We start from the raw sequence: 20,891 nt of genomic DNA, 5'->3' as shown, positions 1-20,891 counted from the left end.
CGCAAGCCTGGCGGGTCTGCTGCAGGGGTTTGCTGGCGTGCGGTGGCATTCCGCGGTATGTTTTCCGCATGGACCTCGCCCGCTGGCTCGGCATCGAGCACCCCATCCTGCAGGCCCCGATGGCCGGCGTGCAGGGGCATGCCCTCGCGGCGGCCGTCTCCAACGCGGGTGGCCTCGGGGCCTTGCCGGCCGCGATGCTGACGCCCGAAGCCCTGGGTGACGAACTGACCCGCCTGACCCGCGCCACCAGCGCGCCCTACAACCTCAACTTCTTCTGCCACCTGCCGCCGCGGCCGGATGCGATGCGCGAGGCGCGCTGGCGCGAGGCGCTGATGCCAGCCTACCGCGAAGCCGGCATCGACCCGGCCGCGATTCCCGCCGGCCCCGGCCGAGCACCGTTCAGCCATGAGATGGCCGACGTGGTCGGGCCCTTTCGGCCGGCGGTGGTGAGCTTCCATTTCGGCCTGCCCGCGCCCGCGCTGCTGGCGCGCGTGAGGGCCTGGGGCTCGAAGGTGCTGGCCTCGGCGACCACTGTCGACGAGGCGCGCTGGCTCGAGGCCCACGGCGCCGACGCCATCGTCGCGCAGGGGCTGGAGGCCGGCGGCCACCGCGGCATCTTCCTCAGCGACGACCTGGGCAGCCAGCTCGGCAGCTTCGCCTTGTGGCCCCAGGTGGCGCGCGCGGTGAAGCTGCCGGTGATCGGCGCCGGCGGCATTGCCGACGCCGCGGGCGTGCGCGCCGCGCGCGAGCTCGGCGTGGCCGGCGTGCAGGTCGGCACGGCCTACCTGCTGTGCGCCGAGGCCACGACCAGCGCGCTGCACCGCGCCGCGCTGAAGACCGACGCACCGACGGCGCTGACCAACGTCTTCACCGGCCGGCCGGCGCGCGGCATCGTCAACCGGGTGGTGCGCGACTGGGGCCCGATCAGCCCGCTGGCGCCGGCCTTCCCGCTGGCCACCGCGGCGATCGCGCCGCTGCGCGCCTGGGCCGAGGCACGCGGGGCCGCCGACTTCTCGCCGCTGTGGTCGGGCCAGAACCGCAGCGGCTGCCGCGAGGGCCCGGCGGCCGAGCTGACACGCGAGCTGGCCGCGGGCTGGGCGTGATCGTCTGAGGGGCCGACGGTGTCGGCCCGCTCAATTGAAAGGTTGTGGCGCATCTCTCAAGGTGAGACGCCGACTCGAGCCAGGTTCAGTCTTCCGCCAATTGGCTCCACACCGGCCTGACCTCTATCGTGGCAACTGCTGCCATTGGGTGCCTGGCTGCGACCTCAACGGCTACATCGAGGCTCGCGCACTGGATGAGTTCGTACGCGCACATCTGTTCGCGCGAATGCGAGAACGGGCCGGGCGAATGACTGACCTCACCATTCCTGACGCGCACAGTGACCGCCTCAGACGCCGGCCGCAGTGGGTTGCCCTGAACTCGAATCCCGCGAGCCTCCATCGACTTGATCCAGCCAATGATCCCTGCAACGAGGTGCTCCGTGGGTGCGAACGCATCGTCGTGGGCAATGATGAGAAGGTAGTGCATTCGGTTCTCTCAGGGTCGACAGGGCGAAGGCGCCCGTCGATCGACGAACGAAGCGCTGAGATTTCGACATCGAAGGACGCTGCGCTCGCCAGTGCCAGGGTCGACCGCCTGCCCGCGCGCATCAACGCGGCGGTTCGTACTGGCGCAGCCCCTGCAGGTCCAGCACCCGCACGCCGCCGTATTCGATCGCGATCAGCCCCTGCGCCTGCAATGCCTTCAAGGCCTCGTTGACCCGCTGGCGCGACAGGCCGACCAGGTAGCCCAGCTCCTGCTGGGTGATGCGCAGCAACTGGCCGACGCCGGGGTAGAGCACCGGGTGGAACAGCGCCGCGAGGTTGCGCGCGACGCGGGTGTCGGGGTCGTTCAGGCGGTCGGTCTCGCGCGCGGCGATGAACTGGCCCAGGCGCTCGTTGAGCTGGTTCAGCACGAAGCGGTTGAAGGGGATGCTGCGTGCGAGCAGGTCGTGGAAGGCATCGACCGGCAGGCCCGCGACCGTGCTCTTGCGCAGTGGCTCGATGTTGTAGCGGTAGGGCTCGCGCTTGAGCAGCGTGCCCTCGCCGAACCAGGCGCCGGGCGGCACGCCGGTGAAGGTGATGGGCGAGCCGGCACCGGGCTCGTTGCTCATCTTCAGCAGGCCATCGAGCACGCCGAACCAGTAGGTCGCCGGGCGGCCGATGCGGCAGATCTGCTCGCCCGGGCCGGCGTGCGCGAGCACGATGCTGGCGCGCGCCATCTGCTGGTCCTCGGGCTCGAGCAGCGTGAGCCACGGGATGCCGGCCAGTTCGGCCTCGCTGGGGGCACGGGCGCGTTCGCGCAGCGGGCGGGCTTCGTGGGCGGACATGGCGACCTGACGCGGAAAAGGTGCGGGAAAGTCCGTACCGGGCAGTCCCGAAGATTGTCGTTCAACCGACAACATGGCGTCAAACTTCGGCCTAGTATGCATTCACGACAACGCGGCAGGCCATCGAAGCCCAGGCCGCAGCCGACAGGAGACACAAGCGCCGTGCAGACCACCTTCGTGCGATTGATGCTCGAGCATGCCGCCAAGCGGCCCGATGCCGCTGCGCTGCGAGAGAAGGAATACGGCATCTGGCAGACGACCACCTGGGCGCAGCTGGCCGAGCGGGTGCGTTACCTGGCCTGCGGGCTGGCGGCGGCGGGCCTGAAGCGCGGCGAGCACATCGTCGTGATCGGCGACAACCGCCCGCGCCTGACCGCCGCGATGCTGGCCTCGCAAGCGCTGGGCGCGGTGCCGGTGCCGCTGTACCAGGACGCGGCGGCCGCCGAGTTCGTCTTCCCGATCAACAACGCGGAAGTGCGCTTCGCGGTCGTCGAAGACCAGGAGCAGGTCGACAAGCTGCTCGAGATCCGCCCGCAGTGCCCGCAGCTGGAGCGCATCTGGTACGACGACCCGCGCGGCTTGCGCCACTACGACGAGCCCGGGCTCGCGGCGATGGAGGCGTTGCTCGAGGCTGGCCGCGTGCACGACCATGCACATCCGACGCTGTTCACCCACGAAGTGAGCCTGGGCCGGGCGAGCGACGTGGCGGCGATGTTCTTCACCTCCGGCACCACCGGCAACCCGAAGGGCGTGGTGCACACGCACTTCTCGCTGCTCGACCGCGCAGCCGCGGGCAAGAGCTTCGACAAGCTGGGCGAGAACGAAGAGGTGCTGGCCTACTTGCCGCCCGCCTGGATCGGCCAGAACATCTTCAGCTTCGCGCAGTGGCTGGCCTGCGGCTACATCGTCAACTGCCCGGAGTCGGCCAGCACGGTGTCGATCGACATGAAGGAAATCGGGCCGAGCTACTACTTCGCGCCGCCGCGCATCTTCGAGGGCATGCTGACCACGGTGATGATCCGCATGGAGGACGCCGCCGCGCCCAAGCGCGCGCTGTTCCACCACTTCATGCGCCTGGCCAAGCGCGTGGGCACCGCGCTGATGGACGGCAAGCCAGTCGGCCTGGTCGACAGGCTGCGCTACGCGCTGGGCAACGTGCTGGTCTACGGCCCGTTGCGCAACACGCTGGGCCTGTCGCGGGTGCGGGTGGCCTACACCGCCGGCGAGGCGATCGGGCCCGACCTGTTCAGCTTCTACCGCTCGATCGGCGTGAACCTGAAGCAGCTCTATGGCTCGACCGAGACGGCCGTGTTCGTCTGCCTGCAGCCCGACCACGAGGCCAAGGCCGACACGGTGGGCGTGCCGGTCGACGGGGTGGAGATCAAGCTGTCGGATTCGGGCGAGCTGCTGGTGAAGTCGCCGGGCCTGCTGAAGGAGTACTACAAGAACCCGACCGCCACCGCCGAGGTGCTGACGGCCGACGGCTGGTACCACACGGGCGATGCCGGTTTCCTCGACGCCGGCGGCCACCTGAAGATCATCGACCGCGCGAAGGACGTGGGCCGCCTGATGGGCGGCGCCAACGACGGTGCGATGTTCGCGCCCAAGTACGTCGAGAACAAGCTGAAGTTCTTCCCGCACATCAAGGAGGCGGTGGCCTTCGGCGACAAGCGCGACCGCGTCTGTGCCTTCATCAACATCGATTTCGAGGCGGTGGGCAACTGGGCCGAGCGGCGCAACCTGCCCTACGCCGGCTACACCGACCTGGCGCAGAAGCCCGAGGTCTACGCGCTGATCCGCGACTGCGTCGAGCAGGTCAATGCCGACCTGGCGCGCGACGAGCTGCTGGCCGGCAGCCAGATCCACCGCTTCCTGATCCTGCACAAGGAGCTCGACGCCGACGACGGCGAGATGACCCGCACCCGCAAGGTCAAGCGCGGCTACATCGGCGACAAGTACCAGGTGCTGGTCGACGCGATGTACCAGGGCCTGCCGGAGCAGTTCATCGAAACGGCGGTGAAGTTCGAGGACGGGCGCTCGGGCAGCATCAGCGCGACCTTGAAGATCCAGGACGTGAAGACGTTTGCTTCGACGCGGGAGGCGGCGTGATGGGGTCTTGGCCATTCGAGGCGGCGGGGCGGGCTGGGAGCCGGTACCCGCTCGGGCTCATGCGTCCGCGCCCTCGCCTGCGGCGAGGGTCCCCTGCGATGCTCGGGCATGTGGCCACTGTCGAACTCGCTCCGCTCACTGCGTTCGCTGTGCTCGAACAATCGCCAGTGAGTCAGTTTACGAGGCTCGCTGCGCTCGCTGCCACATACCCTGCGCTTCTCGGCGCTCCCGAAATCGCCCGAGCGGGTACCGGCCCCCAGCCAGCAACCGTCGGTGGCAGTTCGCCGCGTTCGAATTCAGACCGTGCCAGCACTCCAACGACGGAATCGGCCGGGGGCCGGCGGGCGGTGGGGCGATTTCGAGGCGCCGAAGCGCGCAGGCTTCGTGGCAGCGAGCGAAGCGCGCCTCGTAATCTGACTCGCCGGCGATTGTTCGAGCACAGCGAACGCAGTGAGCGGAGTGAGTTCGACGGCGGCCACGAAGCCGAGCACTGGAGGGAACCCTCGGCGCAGCCGAGGGCGCCGGTCAATGAGCCCCACCGCCTGCCGGCCCCCGGCCGCCGCGCCAACCGCCGCACTACGCACCCCAGCAACTGACCCATGGCCAGCACCCACCGCCCCATCGGCAACGTCATCCTCGACGTGCAGAACATCAGCCTGCGCTTCGGCGGCGTGAAGGCGCTGACCGACATCAGCTTCGACGTGCGCGAGCACGAGGTGCGGGCCATCATCGGCCCGAACGGCGCCGGCAAGAGCTCGATGCTGAACTGCATCAACGGCGTCTACACGCCGCAGGACGGAAAGATCACCTTCCGCGGCAAGACCTTCAACCACATGAACTCGCGCCAGGTCGCCGAAATGGGCGTCGCGCGCACCTTCCAGAACCTGGCGCTGTTCAAGGGCATGAGCGTGGTCGACAACCTGATGACCGGGCGCAACCTGAAGATGAAGACCAACATCTTCCAGCAGGCCATCCGCTGGGGCGCCGCCGAGCGCGAGGAAACCGCACACCGCGAGTTCGTCGAGCACATCATCGATTTTCTCGAGATCCAGGCCTATCGCAAGACCCCCGTCGGCCGCCTGCCCTACGGCCTGCAGAAGCGCGTCGACCTCGGCCGCGCGCTCGCGATGGAGCCCAGCGTGCTGCTGCTCGACGAGCCGATGGCCGGCATGAACGTCGAGGAGAAACAGGACATGTGCCGCTTCATCCTCGACGTCAACGACGAGTTCGGCACCACCATCGTGCTGATCGAGCACGACATGGGCGTCGTGATGGACATCTCCGACCGCGTCGTCGTGCTCGACTACGGCAAGAAGATCGGCGACGGCACGCCCGAGGAGGTGCGCCGCAACGACGACGTGATCAGCGCCTACCTCGGCACCAGCCACTGACGAGCACACGCCATGGGATTCTTCATCGAGACACTCTTCGGCGGCCTGATGGCGGGCATGCTGTATTCGCTGATCGCGCTCGGCTTCGTGCTGATCTTCAAGGCCTCGGGCGTCTTCAACTTCGCGCAAGGGGCGATGGTGCTGTTCGCCGCGCTGGCGATGGCGCGATTTGCCGAGTGGGTGCCCCACTGGCTCGGCACCGACAACAAGGTGCTGGCCAACAGCGTGGCCTTCGTGCTGGCGCTGGCCTGCATGATCGGCGTGGCCTGGCTGGTCGAGCGACTGTGCCTGTCCAGGCTCGTCAACCAGGAGCCCATCGCGCTGTTGATGGCCACGCTGGGCATCGCCTACTTCCTCGACGGCTTCGGCCAGACCCTGTTCGGCTCGGACATCTACAAGCTCGACGTCGGCCTGCCCAAGGACCCGATCTTCCTCTTCGAGCAGACCTTCCCCGGCGGCGTGCTGATCAGCCAGGAGGATCTCGCCGCGGCGGTGATCGCCGCCGCGCTGGTCGCCGGCCTGGCGCTGTTCTTCCAGAAGACGGCCACCGGCCGCGCACTGCGCGCGGTGGCCGACGACCACCAGGCGGCGCAGTCGATCGGCATCCCGCTGTCGCGCATCTGGGTCATCGTCTGGTCGGTGGCGGGCTTCGCCGCGCTGGTGGCCGGGCTCATCTGGGGCAGCAAGCTCGGCGTGCAGTTCTCGCTGTCGCAGGTCGCGCTGAAGGCGCTTCCGGTGGTGATCCTCGGCGGCCTGACCTCGGTGCCCGGTGCGATCGTCGGCGGGCTGATCGTCGGCGTCGGCGAGAAGCTGTCGGAGGTCTACCTCGGCCCGTCGATGGGCGGTGGCATCGAGATCTGGTTCGCCTACGTGATGGCACTGCTGTTCCTGCTGTTCAGGCCGCAGGGCCTTTTCGGCGAGAAGATCATCGACCGCGTGTGAGCGCAGAAGGAGAAGAACATGCTCTATCGTGAGAATGGTCAGTTCAAGACCACGTATCGCGCCGACCAGCAGATCTTTCCGATCCGGCAGGACCGCATCGTCATCGCCGCGCTGCTGGCCGTGGCGTTCGTCGTCGTGCCGGGGCTCGCCAGCGAGTACCTGATGCGAGCGATCCTGATCCCCTTCCTGATCCTGTCGCTGGCCGCCATCGGCTTGAACATCCTCGTCGGCTACTGCGGCCAGATCTCGCTGGGCACCGGCGCCTTCATGGCCATCGGCGCGTATGCGGCCTACAACTTCATGGTCCGCATCGAGGGCATGCCGCTGATCGTGGCGCTGGTACTGGGCGGCGTGTGCTCGACCGCGGTCGGCGTGCTGTTCGGCATCCCTTCATTGCGCATCAAGGGCCTGTACCTCGCGGTGGCCACGCTGGCGGCGCAGTTCTTCACCGACTGGGCCTTCCTGCGCATCAAGTGGTTCACCAACGATTCGTCGTCGGGCTCGGTCAGCGTGTCGGAGCTGTCGCTGCTGGGCTGGACCATCGACACCCCGGCCGACAAGTACCTGTTCTGCCTCAGCTTCGTGAGCATCTGCGCGCTGCTGGCCAAGAACCTGGTGCGCAGCCACATCGGCCGCGAATGGATGGCCATCCGCGACATGGACGTGGCGGCCGCGGTGATCGGCATCCGCCCGGTCTACGCCAAGCTCACGGCCTTTGCGGTCAGCTCGTTCTTCGTCGGCATCGCCGGCGGGTTGTGGGGCTTCGTGCACCTGGGCTCGTGGGAGCCGGCCGCGTTCTCGATCGACCGCTCGTTCCAGCTGCTGTTCATGGTCATCATCGGCGGGCTGGGCTCGATCATGGGCAGCTTCTTCGGCGCGGCCTTCATCGTCGTGCTGCCGATCGTGCTGGACAACCTGCCGTACTGGTTCGGCATCCCGATTGACACCGCACTGGCCTCGCACCTGACCTACATGGTGTTCGGCGCCCTGATCGTGTTCTTCCTGATCGTCGAGCCGCACGGGCTGGCACGCCTGTGGTCGACAGCAAAAGAGAAATTGCGGCTGTGGCCGTTTCCGCACTGACGAGTGCCCTTTTCCACCACCGGAGGTAGACATGTTGAAGATGAAGTCTTTCGCCACCGCTGCATTGATCGCGGCGTCGGGGCTGGCCGCGCTGGCGACCACCCCATCCGCCTTCGCCCAGGCCAAGGAGCAGTTCTTCCCGGTGCTGGTCTACCGCACCGGGGCCTATGCGCCCAACGGCGTGCCCTTCGCCAACGGCTATGTCGACTACCTGAAGCTGGTCAACGCCAAGGGCGGCATCAACGGCGTGAAGATCACCTTCGAGGAATGCGAGACCGGCTACGCGACCGACAAGGGCGTCGAGTGCTACGAGCGCCTGAAGGGCAAGGGCGCGACGGTGTTCCAGCCGCTGTCCACCGGCATCACCTTCGCGCTGACCGAAAAGGCGCCGGCCGACAAGATCCCGCTGATCACCGCGGGCTACGGCCGCAGCGAAAGCCAGGACGGCGGCGTCTTCAAGTGGAACTTCCCGCTGGCCGGCACCTACTGGGTGGCCGCCGACGCGCTGGTGCAGCACATCGCGAAGAAGGAAGGCGGCTTCGACAAGCTCAAGGGCAAGAAGATCGCGCTGGTCTACCACGACAGCCCCTACGGCAAGGAGCCGATCCCGCTGCTGCAGGAGCGCGCACGCACCCACGGCTTCGAGCTGCAGCTGCTGCCGGTGACCCACCCGGGCGTCGAGCAGAAGGCCACCTGGCTGCAGATCCGCCAGAGCCGGCCCGACTACGTGTTCCTCTGGGGCTGGGGCGTGATGAACTCGGCGGCGTTGAAGGAAGCCGTGGCCACCGGCTACCCGCGCGACAAGATGTACGGCGTCTGGTGGTCGGGTGCCGAGCCGGATGTGAAGGACGTCGGCGAAGGCGCCAAGGGCTACAACGCGCTGGCACTGCAGCACGGCGCCGGCCGCAGCAAGGTGCACGCCGAAATCCTGAAGCTGGTGCACGAGAAGGGCCAGGGCACCGGCCCGGCCGAAGAGGTGGGCCAGGTGCTGTACACCCGCGGCCTGATGTCGGCGATGCTGGCCGTCGAAGGCGTCAAGCGGGCCCAGGAGCGCTACGGCAAGGGCAAGGTGATGACCGGCGAGCAGGTGCGCTGGGGCCTGGAGAACCTCGCGCTCGACCAGGCCAAGCTCGACGCGCTCGGCTTCGCCGGCGTGATGCGGCCGATCAGCACGTCCTGCCAGGACCACATGGGTGCCAACTGGGCGCGCGTGCAGACCTGGAGCGGCAGCGCCTGGCAGTTCACCTCCGACTGGATCCAGGCCGACGAGCAGATCATCAAGCCGATGGTCAAGGCGGCGGCGGACAAGTACGCGGCCGAGAAGAAGCTCACGCGGCGTACGCCTGAAGACTGCCAATCCTGACCACCCCCGAGGCGGCTGGCGCCGCCTCCCCCCTCAAGGGGGCCGTGCCAGCGGCCCGGCTTCAGCCGGTTCCGCGGCACGTGCTTGACGACAAGGTATACGCATGAGCAACGTGCTCCTCAACGTCAACGGCATCGAGGTCATCTACAACCACGTGATCCTCGTGCTCAAGGGCGTGTCGCTGCAGGTGCCCGAGGGCCAGGTGGTGGCGCTGCTGGGCGGCAACGGCGCGGGCAAGACGACCACGCTGCGCGCGGTGTCCAACCTGCTCGCCGGCGAGCGCGGCGAGGTCACCAAGGGCAGCATCGACCTGCGCGGCGAGCGCATCGAGCGATTGAGCCCGGCCGACATGGTGGGCCGCGGCGTGATCCAGGTGATGGAGGGCCGGCACTGCTTCGCCCACCTGACGATCGAGGAGAACCTGATGACCGGCGCCTACACCCGCAAGGACGGCAAGGCCGCCGTCCAGGCCACGCTGGAGAAGGTCTACAACTACTTCCCCCGCCTGAAGACGCGGCGTACCAGCCAGGCCGCCTACACCTCGGGCGGCGAGCAGCAGATGTGCGCCATCGGCCGCGCGCTGATGGCCAACCCGAAGATGGTGCTGCTCGACGAGCCCTCGATGGGCCTGGCGCCGCAGATCGTCGAGGAGGTGTTCGAGATCGTGAAGGATCTGAACCAGCGCGAGAAGGTCACCTTCCTGCTGGCCGAGCAGAACACCAACATTGCGCTGCGGTATGCCGACTACGGCTACATCCTCGAGAACGGACGCATCGTGATGGACGGCGAAGCCAAGGCGCTGCGCGAGAACGAGGACGTGAAGGAGTTCTACCTCGGCGTGGGCGGCGGCGACCGCAAGAGCTTCCGCGACGTCAAGAGCTACAAGCGCCGCAAACGCTGGTTGGCATGACCCACCCCCGAAGCGCCTTCGGCGCCTCCCCCTCAAGGGGGCGCCACTGGCGGACCGGCAAAGCCGGATCCGCGGTGGCTGCCTGGAAGCGTGGCGGCTGACGCCGCACGCGTTGCCTGCAACCTGCCCGACCTCACATCATGACCACTGACGATTCCGGTTTCGCGCCGCCGCCGTTCAAGCCGGCCGACGCGCTGGTGCAGTTGAAACGCGGCCTGCGCGACCTGCGCGCGCTGGCCGAGCGCGGCGACGGCTTCGAGCTCAAGGGCGCGCGGGTGATCGAGCTGGCCGCCGGCGAGGCCGCGATCGACGCGAAGCTGGCGCGACGGCCGTCGCGCCAGGTGCCCGAGTGGGACCGGTTCACGCTCGCCAGCAGTGCCGACGTGCGCAAGTTCAGCGACGAAGTGAAGAAGCGCCTCGCGCGCTGGACCGAGGAGGAACGATGAGCGGAATCGGTGGCACGTACTACGACGCGCTCGAGACCCGTCCGGCCGCCGAGCGCGAAGCCGCGCTGCTCGCCGCGCTGCCCGGCGCCGTGGCGCACGCGCAGTCACGCAGCGACGCATTCGCCGAGCTGCTGCGCGGCGTGGACGCCGGCAGCATCACCAGTCGCGAGCGCCTGGCCACGCTGCCGGTCGTACGCAAGGGCGAACTGCTCGCGCGCCAGCAGCGCGACCGCGCCGACCCGAACAAGCACGATCCGTTCGGCGGCTTCTCGGCCATCGGCTGGCGCGGCTTGGCGCGGCCGACGGGTGCGAAGCGCGTGTTCCAGTCGCCCGGCCCGATCTACGAGCCCGAGGGCGAGGCGAGCGACTACTGGCGCATGGCGCGGGCCATCCACGCCGCCGGCTTTCGCGCCGGCGACCTCGTGCACTGCAGCTTCAGCTACCACCTGACGCCGGCCGGCTCGATGATGGAGTCCGGCGCGCACGCCTGCGGCTGCACGGTGTTCGCCGGCGGCATCGGCAACACCGAGCTGCAACTGCAGGCGGTGGCCGAGCTGAAGCCGCACGGCTACATCGGCACGCCGAGCTTCCTGCGCATCCTGCTCGAGAAAGCCGCCGACAGCGGCGTGGCCACCGGCTCGATCACCAAGGCGATGCTCGGCGGCGAGGCGTTTCCGCCCTCTTTGCGCGACTGGTTCACGGCCCGTGGCATTGCGGCCTACCAGAGCTACGCGACCGCCGATCTCGGGCTGATCGCCTACGAGACCACCGCCCGCGAGGGCCTGGTCATCGACGAAGGCGTGATCGTCGAGATCGTGCGCCCGGGCACCAGCGACCCCGTGCCCGACGGCGAGGTCGGCGAGATCGTCGTCACCACGCTGAACCGCGACTACCCGCTGGTGCGCTTCGGCACCGGCGACCTGTCTGCCGTGCTGCCCGGCCCCTGCCCGACCGGCCGCACCAACGTGCGCATCCGCGGCTGGCTGGGCCGCGCCGACCAGACGGCCAAGGTGCGCGGCATGTTCGTTCACCCCAGCCAGGTGGCCGAAGCGCTGCGCCGCCACCCCGAGGCGGGGCGCGGCCGGCTGATCGTCGAAGGCGAGATGGCCAACGACCGAATGACGTTGAAGGTCGAATCGGCTGAAGCCCGCGAGGGCCTGGCCGCCCGGCTGGCCGACACCATCCGCGAGGTGACCAAGCTGCGCTGCGAGGTGCAGCTCGTGCCGCCGGGCAGCCTGCCCAACGACGGCAAGGTGATCGAGGACGCCCGCAAGTACGAGTAGGGCGGCCCGGCGAGGCCCATTTCCCGCGGCTAGACTGGGCCGCATGAGAATCGATTTCGTGTCGGACCTGGTCTGCCCCTGGTGCGCGGTGGGTCTGAACTCCCTCGAGCGGGCGCTCGAACGCATTGGCGGCGGCATTCCCGTCGAGCTGCATTTCCAGCCCTTCGAGCTCAACCCGCAGATGCCGCCGGAGGGCGAGGATGCCGCCGCGCACCTGGCCCGCAAGTACGCGCTGACGCCGCAGCAGCTCGAGCGCAACCGCGCCACGCTGCGCGAGCGCGGCGCCGAGGTGGGGTTCCAGTTCGGCCACCGCGATCGCATCTGGAACACCTTCGATGCGCACCGGCTGCTGCACTGGGCCGGCCTCCAAGGACGCCAGCGCGAGCTGAAGCACGCCCTGCTTCAGGCCTACCACGGGCGGGGCGAAAACCCGGGCGCCCACGACGTGCTGATCCGGCTGGCGGGCGAGGTCGGGCTGGATGCCGAGCAGGCGCGCGAGCTGCTCGCGTCTGGCCGCTATGCGGCCGAGGTGCGCGCCGAGGAGCGCCGCTGGCAGGAGCTGGGCATCAACTCGGTTCCGTCGGTCATCGTCGACGGCCAGTACCTGATCCAGGGCGGCCAGCCGCCCGCGGTGTTCGAGCAGGCGCTGCGCGAGATCGCCGCAGCGCCGCCACCTGAACCCGCCCCCTAGAGCGAGGGCCGCGGCGGGCGGCATGTCCGGATCCGGGCCGCGCGGTGCGTCATTGCAGGTGTCGGGATCGCCACGGTGCTGCCGCGGTGCCCCGGCGTCATGCCACACCTCACCTGCTCAGGAGTCTTTCATCATGATCCACGCTCGTCTCCCCCTCGCCGCCCGCAGCCTGGCTGCGCTCCTGGTTGCCGCCGGCGCCGCGGCACCCGCCGGTGCCGCCGTCTGCAACAACGTGACCTTCTGGTTGACCAACACCTCGGACGGCCCGATCCTCGTCACCAAGGTCGGCTACCGCGACCTGGACAGCAGCAACCCGAGCAAGCGCTGGGTCGAGAACGTCAAGGACTTCTCATGCCCCGCCGGCCAGACCTGCGCGACGAACCCGCAGGACCTGGGCTCGGCAACGCGCCCGCGCGAGAACCACGAGCTCACGGACATCCAGTTCCTTCATTCCCACCAGGACATCTACGGCAACTGGAAGAACGAGGTCTGGAGTTCGAAGAACGTGCCAGCCAGCATGACCTGCACCGACGACCGCGATTACGGCGCCTACGACGTGAACTGAAGGCTCGCCGGCGCTCAGCGCTCCACGATCACGAAGTGCTTGCGCATGCGCTCGACGACCTCGAACGAGCCCATGAAGCCCGGCGGCAGGAACACCGCCTGCCCCGGGCCGAAGCTTTCGGCACGGCCCTCGGCGTCGTGCACCCGGCACAGGCCTTCCAGCACGATGAAGTACTCGTGCTCGCGCGGGCCGAACTCGATGCGCCAGCGGCCTGGCTCGCACTCCCAGATGCCGGCCGCCACCCCCTCGGCCGCGTTGTCGTAGAGCACCCAGGTGCGGCGCTCGGGGTCACCCACTTCGCGCCGCTCGTGACGCGGGTGGTCGATCTCGGGCGCGATGGCGGGGGCGGGGTCGAAACGGATGACGCGGGGCGTGGAGTTCATGATGCAGCGCAAACCAGGGGCACGACAGTCAGCATCCTAGTCCGTACAGGGGCCGCCCTTACGTAGTTCCCGACATGGCGGCGCGCCGCTGGCGGCTAGCATGGATCACCCTGTACTGATTCACCATCAGGAGACACCGATGATCAAACGCCTTGCCCTGTCGCTGACCGCCGCCATGCTGGCCGGCACCGCCCTCGCCGAGTACCCCGAAAAGCCGATCACCATCGTCGTGCCCTTCGCTGCCGGCGGCCCGACCGACAAGGTGGCGCGCGACCTGGCCGAGGCGCTGCGCAAGCCGCTGGGCGCGACCATCGTGATCGAGAACGTCGGCGGCGCCGGCGGCACCCTCGGTGCCACCAAGGTGGCCAAGGCGGCTCCGGACGGCTACACCATCCTGCTGCACCACATCGGCATGGCGACCTCGCCGGCGCTGTACCGCAACCTGCCGTACAAGACGCTGGACGACTTCGAATACATTGGCCTGATCAACGAGGTGCCGATGACGCTGATCGGCCGCACCTCGCTGCCCGCGAACAACTACGCCGAGCTGGTCAAGTGGCTCGAAGCCAACCGCGGCAAGATCAACCTGGCCAACGCCGGCCTGGGCGCCGCCTCGCACCTGTGCGGCCTGCTGCTGCAGCAGAGCCTGAAGATCGACATGACGACCGTGCCGTACAAGGGCACCGCGCCGGCCATGACCGACCTGCTCGGCGGCCAGGTCGACATCATGTGCGACCAGACCACCAACACCTCCACGCAGATCGAGAGCGGCAAGGTCAAGGCCTTCGCCGTGACGACCACCAAGCGCCTGACCACGCCGGCGCTGGCCAAGCTGCCGACGCTGGACGAGTCGGGCCTGAAGGGCTTCAATGTTTCGATCTGGCACGGCCTGTACGCGCCCAAGGGCACGCCCAAGGCGGCGCTCGACAAGCTCAATACCGCGCTGAAGACCGCGCTGAAGGACGCCGAATTCGACAAGCGCGAAGAAGCGCTGGGCGCGGTGATCGTGACCGACGCGCGCGTGAACCCGGCCGAGCACAAGAAGTTCGTCGAGGCCGAGATCAACAAGTGGGGCCCGGCCATCAAGGCGGCTGGCCAATACGCTGACTAGTTGTTAGCCCCACGCCTCCTTCCGGGGGCTGCCCCCCGAGGGGGCTCGCGCAGCGGACCGGCGAAGCCGGATCCGCGCACGCCACTTGGATGGGGCGGCGCTGCGCGCGCCCCTTCTTCCTCCTCTCTATTTCGCGATGAGCAGGAGGAGGGAGCGGGCTTCGAGGCCGTAGGTGGTGTATTCGCCGCCGATGAAGGCTTCGCTGCCGGGGGTGGCCATCGTGTTGGGGCCGTCGTTCCAGGTGGCCGTGTCGGTCACGCGGTACCAGTTCTTGCCGGTGCCGGGCCAGGGCAGCGTGAAGTTCACGAGGCCTGACCAGCCGTTGTAGGCGACGTAGATCGCGCTGGCGCTGTCGCCGAACTCGCTGCCGTCGATGCGCCAGGCGATCGCGTGGTTGCTGGTGTTGGTGAAGTAGGCCGAGTCGGCCACGCCGCCGTCGGGCTTGAACCAGCGCAGCTGCTCCATCACGTTGCCGTTGTTGTCGCCCGCCGAGTAGAAGTTCGCCGGCCGCAGCGCCGGGTGCGCCTGGCGGAAGGCCATCAGCCGCGTCGTGAAGGTCTTGTGATTGCTGGCGTTGGTGTCGAGCGTCCAGTTGAGCCAGTTGGCCGACGAGTCGAGGTTGTAGGCGTTGTTGTTGCCCTGCAGCGTGCGCAGCATCTCGTCGCCGCCGGTGATCATCGGCACGCCGGCGCTGAGCAGCATGAAGGCCAGGCCCGTGCGGTTCGCGCGGCGCTGGGCGTAGGCGTCGCCGCCCTGGTCCCAGCTGTTGTTGTTGTCTTCGCCGCCATCCGAGGGTCCATACGGCCAGGCCTGGTTGTTGACCTTGCTGTTGTAGCTGTACAGGTCGCGCTGCGTGAAGCCGTCGTGCGCGACCATGAAGTTCACCGAATGCCAGGGCTTGCGGCCATCGTCGCCGTACAGGTCCGACGAGCCGGCGAAGCGCGTCGCCAGCTCGCCGGTGGTGACCACGTCGACGCCGAGCTTGTTCTGCGCCTTGCGCATCGAATCGCGGAACTTGCCGTTCCACTCGGCCCAGCCGCTGGGGAAGCCGCCGACCTGGTAGGAGTTGCCGCCGATCGCCCAGGGCTCGGCGATCAGGTCGGTGCCGCTGCCGCCGTTGGCCGGCCGTGGCGGCAGTTCGGCGACGATGCGGTTCAGCGCATTGCCGCTGTCCATCTTGTCGAAGTTGAAGCAGCCGTGCTCGCAGGTGTTGCCCAGCACCGAGGCGAGGTCGAAGCGGAAGCCGTCCACGCCCAGCGTGTTGCGCCAGTAGGCGAGCGAATCGACGATCAGGTTCTGCGCCGTCGGGTTGTGGGTGTTGTAGTTGCCGCCGACCCCGGTGTTGTCCCACGAATACTGGAAGTTGCTGGTCAGCGCGTAGTAGGTGGGGTTGTCCAGCCCGCGGAAGGACTGGATGTTGTAGACGGTGAGGCCGTCGGTGCCGCCCCAGGCGCCGCCCTCGCCGGTGTGGTTGTAGACCACGTCGACGTAGACCTTGATGCTGGCGTCGTGGAAGGCCTTGACCATGGCCTTGAACTCGCGCGTCGGGCCGCCGGCGCTCTTGTCGGCGCTGTAACGGCGGTCGGGCGCGAAGTAGTTCAGCGTCATGTAGCCCCAATAGTTGTCGCCGGTGTCGCCGTTGGGGTCGACGTCGTTGGTGTCGTTCTGGGTCTCCTGCACCGGCAGGAACTCGACCGCGGTGACCCCCAAGCTGGCCAGGTAGCTCGCCTTCGCCGCGGCGCCGGCGTAGGTGCCGCGCAAGGCCGAGGCGACGCTGGTGTCGCTGCGGGTCAGGCCGCGCACGTGCACCTCGTAGACCACGTCGTCCTTGAAGGCGCGGGTGGGCTTGGTGCCGGTGGACTGGCTGTCGGCCGCGAGCACGACGCCCTTGGGCGCGCAGGCGCCGCTGTCCTTGTTGCGGTGCGTGGCGCCGGAGGCGTAGATGGTGCCGTCGGTGCAGCTCGGCGTGTTCATGTCCTGGCTGACCTCGCGCGCATACGGATCGAGCAGCAGCTTGTTCGGGTTGAAGCGGTTGCCGTTGCCATCCACGTCGCTCAGGAAGCCGACACCGGTGCCCTTGGCCCAGCTGCTGTCGTAGGGCCAGTTCGGGCCCCAGGCGCGGTAACCGTAGTAGACGGGCCCGGTGATGCCGTAGGTGTTCTGCAGCGTCGCGACCGAGACCGACTTGGACCAGACGTTGGTCGCCGCGTCCTTGGTCATCACGTACTTGACCGTCTCCTGCGCGCCCGAGGCGGTCTTGTAGATCCAGACTTCGATGCGGGAGGCGCGCGACGAGAAGACGCGGAAGTTGATGTTGCTCTGCGTGCCGTCGTAGCGGCCACCCAGCGACAGGGCGTCGATGGCCGCCGCTGCCGGGCCGGCGGCCAGCGCCAGAACCACCGCCCACCCGGCGCGCCAAGCGCGCACCCCACGCCACCACCCCGTCAGCCCACGCATGCCCAGCTCCTCAGGTAGTAATACTAGGCGCGCATGCTAGTGACGACATCGCAACTACACAACGCCAGAAGCCTCCAGACTTACCCGCTATCGAGCAATTGCGCCGAGAACGACGAGCCGATGCCTGCGGTGCGCGTAGTCTTTATGTAGTCAAAGTACGCCGCTAGCCGCGACCACTGAGCGCTTCCCAGCGCTCCAGCAAGGCCATCAGCGCGTCCTCGATCGCAGCGTGGCGGCCGGTGACCTCGGCGATGCGCTGCGGCGATTCGCTGTACAGCGCGTTGCCGCCGATCTGTTCGGCCAGCTGCGCCTGCTCGGCCTCCAGTGCCGCGATGCGCGCCGGCAGCTCGTCGAGCTCGCGCTGCTCCTTGTAGCTGAGCTTGCGCCGCGTCGCCGCCGCCGGCTCGGCCTCGCGGGCGGCCGGGGCCGGCGCCGCCGCAGGGCGGGCTGCCGCTTCCGCCGCCGCGCTGCGCGCGGCCTGGGCCTGCCAGTCGGCGATACCGCCTTCGTATTCGCGCCAGCGCCCGCCACCCTCGGCGACCACGGTGCTCGTGACGACGTTGTCGACGAAGCGACGATCGTGGCTGACGAGGAAGACCGTGCCGTCGTAGTCCTGCAGCAGTTCCTCGAGCAGTTCGAGCGTCTCGATGTCGAGGTCATTGGTCGGCTCGTCGAGCACCAGCACGTTGGCCGGCCGCGCGAACAGGCGCGCCAGCAGCAGGCGGTTGCGCTCGCCACCCGACAGGCTCTTGACCGGCGAGTTCGCGCGCTGCGGCGCGAACAGGAAGTCACCCAGGTAGCTCATCACGTGCTTGCGCTGCGTGCCGATCTCGATCCACTCGCTGCCGGGGCTGATCGTGTCGGCCAGCGTCTTCTCCGGGTCGAGCGCCTCGCGCATCTGGTCGAAATAGGCGACCGTGAGGTTCGCGCCGGTGCGCACGGTGCCGCTGTCGGGCGGCAGTTGGCCCAGGATCAGCTTCAGCAGCGTGGTCTTGCCGGCGCCGTTGGGGCCGATCACGCCGACCTTGTCGCCCCGCAGGAAGATCGCCGAGAAGTCGCGCACGATCACCTTGTCGCCGAAGGCCTTGGACACCCCCTCGAGCTCGGCCACCAGCTTGCCCGAGGCACCGCCGCGATCGATGTCGAGCCGGACGCGCCCCTGCTGCTCGCGGCGCGCGCGGTGCTCGTCGCGCAGCTTCATCAGCCGCTGCACGCGCGCGACGCTGCGGGTGCGGCGCGCTTCGACGCCCTTGCGGATCCACACCTCTTCCTGCGCCAGCAGCTTGTCGAAGCGCGCGTTGGCCAGCGCCTCGGCTTCGAGCTCGCGCTGCTTGGCCGCCTCGAAGGCCGCAAAGTTGCCGGGGTAGCCGCGCAAGGCGCCGCGATCGAGCTCGACGACGCGGGTGGCCACCGCATCCAGGAAGGCGCGGTCGTGCGTGATCAGCACCAGCGCGCCGCGAAAGCCATTGAGCAGCCCGGCCAGCCAGTCGATGGCGTCGAGATCCAGGTGGTTGGTCGGCTCGTCGAGCAGCAGCACATCGGGCTGCGCGACCAGCGCACGGGCCAGCGCAACACGTTTCTTCGTGCCGCCGGAGAGCTGCGAAATGACGTCGGCGGGGTTCAGCCGCAGGCGCTGCAGCGTCTCGTCGACGCGCCGCTCCCAGGTCCAGCCATCGAGGGCCTCGAGCCGGGTCTGCACGGCATCCAGATCGTCGCCCGGCGCGTGCGCCTCGAAGCGCTCGCGCAGCGCGCGGGCCTCGGCCACGCCCTCGGCCACGGTGTCGAACACGGACGATGCCTGGTCGAACACCGGCTCCTGCGGCACGTAGATCACGCGCACCCCGGTCTGCACCTGCAGGCTGCCATCGTCGGGCCGCTCCAGCCCGGCGAGGATCTTCAGCAGCGAGGACTTGCCGGTGCCGTTGCGGCCGATCAGGCCGACGCGCTCGCCGGATTCGAGCGAAAAATCAGCTCCGTCGAGCAGGGGCACATGGCCGAAGGCGAGGTGGGCGTTGGTGAGGGTCAGCAGGGCCATGCCTTGATTGTCCCTGTTGGGCAGCCTGGCCACACCACGCAGGCCGCAGACCTTGACCGCGGCCATCGGACGGCGGAGCATCCAATGAAGACACTCCCCAAGAGGACGCACCATGAATCACGCGCCCCTCGGCTCGCTGGGGCGGCCACGCCTGACCCCGCTCGCCGCGAGCCTTGCCGCATCGTCGTTCACGGCGCTCCTCGCAGGGCCCGCGATGGCCCAGCCCGCGGCCGCCCCACCCTCCGCCCCGGCCTCCGCGCCGGCGCCCGACACGGCGGATACCGCCCCCGCGCCCGGCCGCCAGGCCGATTCGTTGAACCTCGATCGCGTCGTCGTGACCGCCACCTCGATGGCCAAGTCCAAGCTGAAGAGCTCGCTGTCGGTGACCACCATCGACGATGACCTCGTCAAGGCGCTGAACCCGCAGACGCAGTCCGAAGTGCTGCGCCTCATCCCGGGCATCGTCGACCAGGGCGGCAACGGCCCGGGCGGCAACGCCAACATCACCGTACGCGGCCTGCCGGTCACCACCGGCGGCTCGCCGTTCGTGCAGATCCAGGAAGACGGCTTGCCGACCGTGCTCTTCGGCGACATGAATTTCGGCAACAACGACTACTGGGTCCGCTTCAACCGCTCGAACAGCATCGAGGCGGTGCGCGGCGGCTCGGCCTCGGTGCTGGCGTCGGGCGCTCCTGGCGCGGTCATCAACTACGTGTCCGACACCGGCGAGGCGGGTGGCGGCTCCATCGGCCTGGAAACGGGGTTGAACCACGACCTGACCAAGGGCACCTTCTCGGCGGGCGGCGCGCTCGCTCAAGATCTGCACTTCCACGCCGACGGCTTCCTGGTCGAAGGCGCCGGCCTGCGCGACCAGGGGTTCAACGCGCAGAAGGGCTACCAGATCAAGGCCAACCTGACCAAGGACCTGGGCACGATCGGCTATATCCGCTTCAACCTGAAGCTGCTCGACGACACCGAGCCGCTCTACACGGCGTACCCGTCGCTCGTGCATGCCGGCTCGAGCGGTTTCAGCCGCCTCTCGCCGTTCCCGGGCTTCGATGCCCGCACCGGCTCCACCGTCGGCGTGTACAACGAGGTGATCAACGTCGTCGACAGCACGACGGGCCAGTTGACCCAGCACAGGTCCGACGGCCTGCATCCGGTGGCCAGCGCCTACGGCGCCCAGTTGCACCTGACGCCGGGCAGCGGCTTCACGGTCGACGACAAGTTCCGGTACACGCAAATGCGCGGCACGTTCTCGACCAACTTCATGGGCCTGGGCACGGCGGCGAGCGTCATCGGCTCGACGGTCAATGGCCAGACGGTGGGCAGCATCGTCTACGCCAACGGCCCGTCCAAGGGCCAGCCGTTCGACGGCACCTACCTGAACACCGGCACGCAGATCTTCACGCGCATGCGCGACATGGGCAGCGTTGCCAACGACCTCAGTGCGGGCAAGACCTTCGACCTCGCGGGCGGCAAGATGCACGTCACCGGTGGCCTGTTCTACATGGACCAGCACATCGTGCAGGACTGGCACCCGAACGCGCACTACCAGACGCTCGACGGCGTGAACCCGGCGGGCCTGGACCTGGTGAGCACCACGGGCCAGCTGCTGACACTGAACGGCGTGTCCGGCTACAACACGGCCTGGGGCTCCGGCGTCAATCGCTCATACGACATCAGCGCCGCGAACACCGCGCCCTACCTGAACGCCAACTGGGAAAGCGGCCCACTCCAGCTCGACCTGG

18 protein-coding genes are annotated in these 20,891 nt (G+C 68.5%); 13 read left to right on the top strand and 5 right to left on the bottom strand.

What is annotated here, in order from left to right:
- The first annotated feature begins 68 nt into the window (after window positions 1-68).
- Window positions 69-1,103: a nitronate monooxygenase gene (locus VJ693_RS00160; RefSeq protein WP_324151429.1), complete on the top strand. Its 1,035-nt coding sequence runs from the start codon at window positions 69-71 to the stop codon at window positions 1,101-1,103.
- An 85-nt stretch (window positions 1,104-1,188) separates the two neighbouring features.
- Here the strand turns inward: VJ693_RS00160 and VJ693_RS00155 are convergent, their stop codons facing one another.
- Both VJ693_RS00155 and VJ693_RS00150 read right to left on the bottom strand, forming a co-directional pair.
- Window positions 1,189-1,530, bottom strand: a complete 342-nt coding sequence (locus VJ693_RS00155; RefSeq protein WP_324151428.1) for a YciI family protein — start codon at window positions 1,528-1,530, stop codon at window positions 1,189-1,191.
- A 121-nt stretch (window positions 1,531-1,651) separates the two neighbouring features.
- Window positions 1,652-2,371 (bottom strand): Crp/Fnr family transcriptional regulator, encoded by a 720-nt coding sequence (locus tag VJ693_RS00150; RefSeq protein ID WP_324151427.1) that lies wholly within the window; start codon window positions 2,369-2,371, stop codon window positions 1,652-1,654.
- A 162-nt stretch (window positions 2,372-2,533) separates the two neighbouring features.
- On the opposite strand from VJ693_RS00150, the gene VJ693_RS00145 reads away from it, so the two are divergent.
- The 10 genes from VJ693_RS00145 (at window position 2,534) to VJ693_RS00100 (ending at window position 13,154) form a co-directional block, all read left to right on the top strand.
- Window positions 2,534-4,480 carry an AMP-dependent synthetase/ligase gene (locus tag VJ693_RS00145; RefSeq protein WP_324151426.1) on the top strand — a complete coding sequence of 649 codons (1,947 nt, stop codon included), beginning with the start codon at window positions 2,534-2,536 and terminating at the stop codon, window positions 4,478-4,480.
- A 599-nt stretch (window positions 4,481-5,079) separates the two neighbouring features.
- On the top strand, window positions 5,080-5,871 hold the full coding sequence (locus VJ693_RS00140; protein WP_324151425.1) for an ABC transporter ATP-binding protein: 792 nt from the start codon (window positions 5,080-5,082) through the stop codon (window positions 5,869-5,871).
- Between the two features lie 12 nt (window positions 5,872-5,883).
- Entirely contained in the window at window positions 5,884-6,813 is a 930-nt protein-coding gene (locus VJ693_RS00135; RefSeq protein ID WP_324151424.1) for a branched-chain amino acid ABC transporter permease, read from the top strand.
- An 18-nt stretch (window positions 6,814-6,831) separates the two neighbouring features.
- Window positions 6,832-7,896 (top strand): branched-chain amino acid ABC transporter permease, encoded by a 1,065-nt coding sequence (locus VJ693_RS00130; protein ID WP_324151423.1) that lies wholly within the window; start codon window positions 6,832-6,834, stop codon window positions 7,894-7,896.
- Between the two features lie 34 nt (window positions 7,897-7,930).
- Window positions 7,931-9,259, top strand: coding sequence for an ABC transporter substrate-binding protein (locus VJ693_RS00125; RefSeq protein ID WP_324151422.1), 1,329 nt, complete (start codon window positions 7,931-7,933; stop codon window positions 9,257-9,259).
- Between the two features lie 103 nt (window positions 9,260-9,362).
- The gene (locus VJ693_RS00120; RefSeq protein WP_324151421.1) at window positions 9,363-10,169 is read left to right on the top strand and encodes an ABC transporter ATP-binding protein; all 807 of its coding nucleotides are present in this window, start codon (window positions 9,363-9,365) and stop codon (window positions 10,167-10,169) included.
- A 140-nt stretch (window positions 10,170-10,309) separates the two neighbouring features.
- Window positions 10,310-10,615: a hypothetical protein gene (locus VJ693_RS00115; RefSeq protein ID WP_324151420.1), complete on the top strand. Its 306-nt coding sequence runs from the start codon at window positions 10,310-10,312 to the stop codon at window positions 10,613-10,615.
- Complete coding sequence (locus VJ693_RS00110) at window positions 10,612-11,898, top strand: phenylacetate--CoA ligase family protein (RefSeq protein ID WP_324151419.1); 1,287 nt, start codon at window positions 10,612-10,614, stop codon at window positions 11,896-11,898. Before VJ693_RS00115 ends, VJ693_RS00110 begins: the two co-directional genes overlap by 4 nt.
- A gap of 43 nt (window positions 11,899-11,941) precedes the next feature.
- Window positions 11,942-12,589 carry a DsbA family oxidoreductase gene (locus tag VJ693_RS00105; RefSeq protein ID WP_324151418.1) on the top strand — a complete coding sequence of 216 codons (648 nt, stop codon included), beginning with the start codon at window positions 11,942-11,944 and terminating at the stop codon, window positions 12,587-12,589.
- A gap of 133 nt (window positions 12,590-12,722) precedes the next feature.
- On the top strand, window positions 12,723-13,154 hold the full coding sequence (locus VJ693_RS00100) for a hypothetical protein (protein WP_324151417.1): 432 nt from the start codon (window positions 12,723-12,725) through the stop codon (window positions 13,152-13,154).
- 14 nt (window positions 13,155-13,168) lie between these two features.
- Here the strand turns inward: VJ693_RS00100 and VJ693_RS00095 are convergent, their stop codons facing one another.
- On the bottom strand, window positions 13,169-13,537 hold the full coding sequence (locus VJ693_RS00095) for a cupin domain-containing protein (protein WP_324151416.1): 369 nt from the start codon (window positions 13,535-13,537) through the stop codon (window positions 13,169-13,171).
- A gap of 139 nt (window positions 13,538-13,676) precedes the next feature.
- Here VJ693_RS00095 and VJ693_RS00090 point away from each other — a divergent pair, with 139 nt between their 5' ends.
- Entirely contained in the window at window positions 13,677-14,648 is a 972-nt protein-coding gene (locus tag VJ693_RS00090) for a tripartite tricarboxylate transporter substrate-binding protein (RefSeq protein ID WP_324151415.1), read from the top strand.
- Between the two features lie 126 nt (window positions 14,649-14,774).
- Here VJ693_RS00090 and VJ693_RS00085 read toward each other — a convergent pair whose 3' ends face one another.
- Window positions 14,775-17,105, bottom strand: a complete 2,331-nt coding sequence (locus VJ693_RS00085) for an isoamylase (protein ID WP_324151414.1) — start codon at window positions 17,103-17,105, stop codon at window positions 14,775-14,777.
- Between the two features lie 163 nt (window positions 17,106-17,268).
- Entirely contained in the window at window positions 17,269-19,140 is a 1,872-nt protein-coding gene (locus VJ693_RS00080; protein WP_324151413.1) for an ATP-binding cassette domain-containing protein, read from the bottom strand.
- Between the two features lie 112 nt (window positions 19,141-19,252).
- Between VJ693_RS00080 and VJ693_RS00075 the strand changes: the two genes are divergently transcribed.
- A partial coding sequence (locus VJ693_RS00075; RefSeq protein ID WP_324151412.1) for a TonB-dependent receptor plug domain-containing protein occupies window positions 19,253-20,891 on the top strand: 1,639 nt, incomplete at its 3' end.

The sequence above is a fragment of the Ideonella sp. genome, assembly GCF_035254525.1.
GTDB lineage: Bacteria > Pseudomonadota > Gammaproteobacteria > Burkholderiales > Burkholderiaceae_C > Ideonella.
Note: the sequence above shows the minus strand (reverse complement) of the source record. Positions and strands in the feature narration are given on the sequence as shown.

What these genes read in the sequence shown, in the direction of transcription:
- VJ693_RS00160 (WP_324151429.1), top strand. Translation starts at nt 69, where the DNA reads ATGGACCTCGCCCGCTGGCTCGGCATCGAGCACCCCATCCTGCAGGCC.
- VJ693_RS00155 (WP_324151428.1), bottom strand. Translation starts at nt 1,530, where the DNA reads ATGCACTACCTTCTCATCATTGCCCACGACGATGCGTTCGCACCCACG.
- VJ693_RS00150 (WP_324151427.1), bottom strand. Translation starts at nt 2,371, where the DNA reads ATGTCCGCCCACGAAGCCCGCCCGCTGCGCGAACGCGCCCGTGCCCCC.
- VJ693_RS00140 (WP_324151425.1), top strand. Translation starts at nt 5,080, where the DNA reads ATGGCCAGCACCCACCGCCCCATCGGCAACGTCATCCTCGACGTGCAG.
- VJ693_RS00135 (WP_324151424.1), top strand. Translation starts at nt 5,884, where the DNA reads ATGGGATTCTTCATCGAGACACTCTTCGGCGGCCTGATGGCGGGCATG.
- VJ693_RS00130 (WP_324151423.1), top strand. Translation starts at nt 6,832, where the DNA reads ATGCTCTATCGTGAGAATGGTCAGTTCAAGACCACGTATCGCGCCGAC.
- VJ693_RS00120 (WP_324151421.1), top strand. Translation starts at nt 9,363, where the DNA reads ATGAGCAACGTGCTCCTCAACGTCAACGGCATCGAGGTCATCTACAAC.
- VJ693_RS00115 (WP_324151420.1), top strand. Translation starts at nt 10,310, where the DNA reads ATGACCACTGACGATTCCGGTTTCGCGCCGCCGCCGTTCAAGCCGGCC.
- VJ693_RS00110 (WP_324151419.1), top strand. Translation starts at nt 10,612, where the DNA reads ATGAGCGGAATCGGTGGCACGTACTACGACGCGCTCGAGACCCGTCCG.
- VJ693_RS00105 (WP_324151418.1), top strand. Translation starts at nt 11,942, where the DNA reads ATGAGAATCGATTTCGTGTCGGACCTGGTCTGCCCCTGGTGCGCGGTG.
- VJ693_RS00100 (WP_324151417.1), top strand. Translation starts at nt 12,723, where the DNA reads ATGATCCACGCTCGTCTCCCCCTCGCCGCCCGCAGCCTGGCTGCGCTC.
- VJ693_RS00095 (WP_324151416.1), bottom strand. Translation starts at nt 13,537, where the DNA reads ATGAACTCCACGCCCCGCGTCATCCGTTTCGACCCCGCCCCCGCCATC.
- VJ693_RS00090 (WP_324151415.1), top strand. Translation starts at nt 13,677, where the DNA reads ATGATCAAACGCCTTGCCCTGTCGCTGACCGCCGCCATGCTGGCCGGC.
- VJ693_RS00085 (WP_324151414.1), bottom strand. Translation starts at nt 17,105, where the DNA reads ATGCGTGGGCTGACGGGGTGGTGGCGTGGGGTGCGCGCTTGGCGCGCC.
- VJ693_RS00080 (WP_324151413.1), bottom strand. Translation starts at nt 19,140, where the DNA reads ATGGCCCTGCTGACCCTCACCAACGCCCACCTCGCCTTCGGCCATGTG.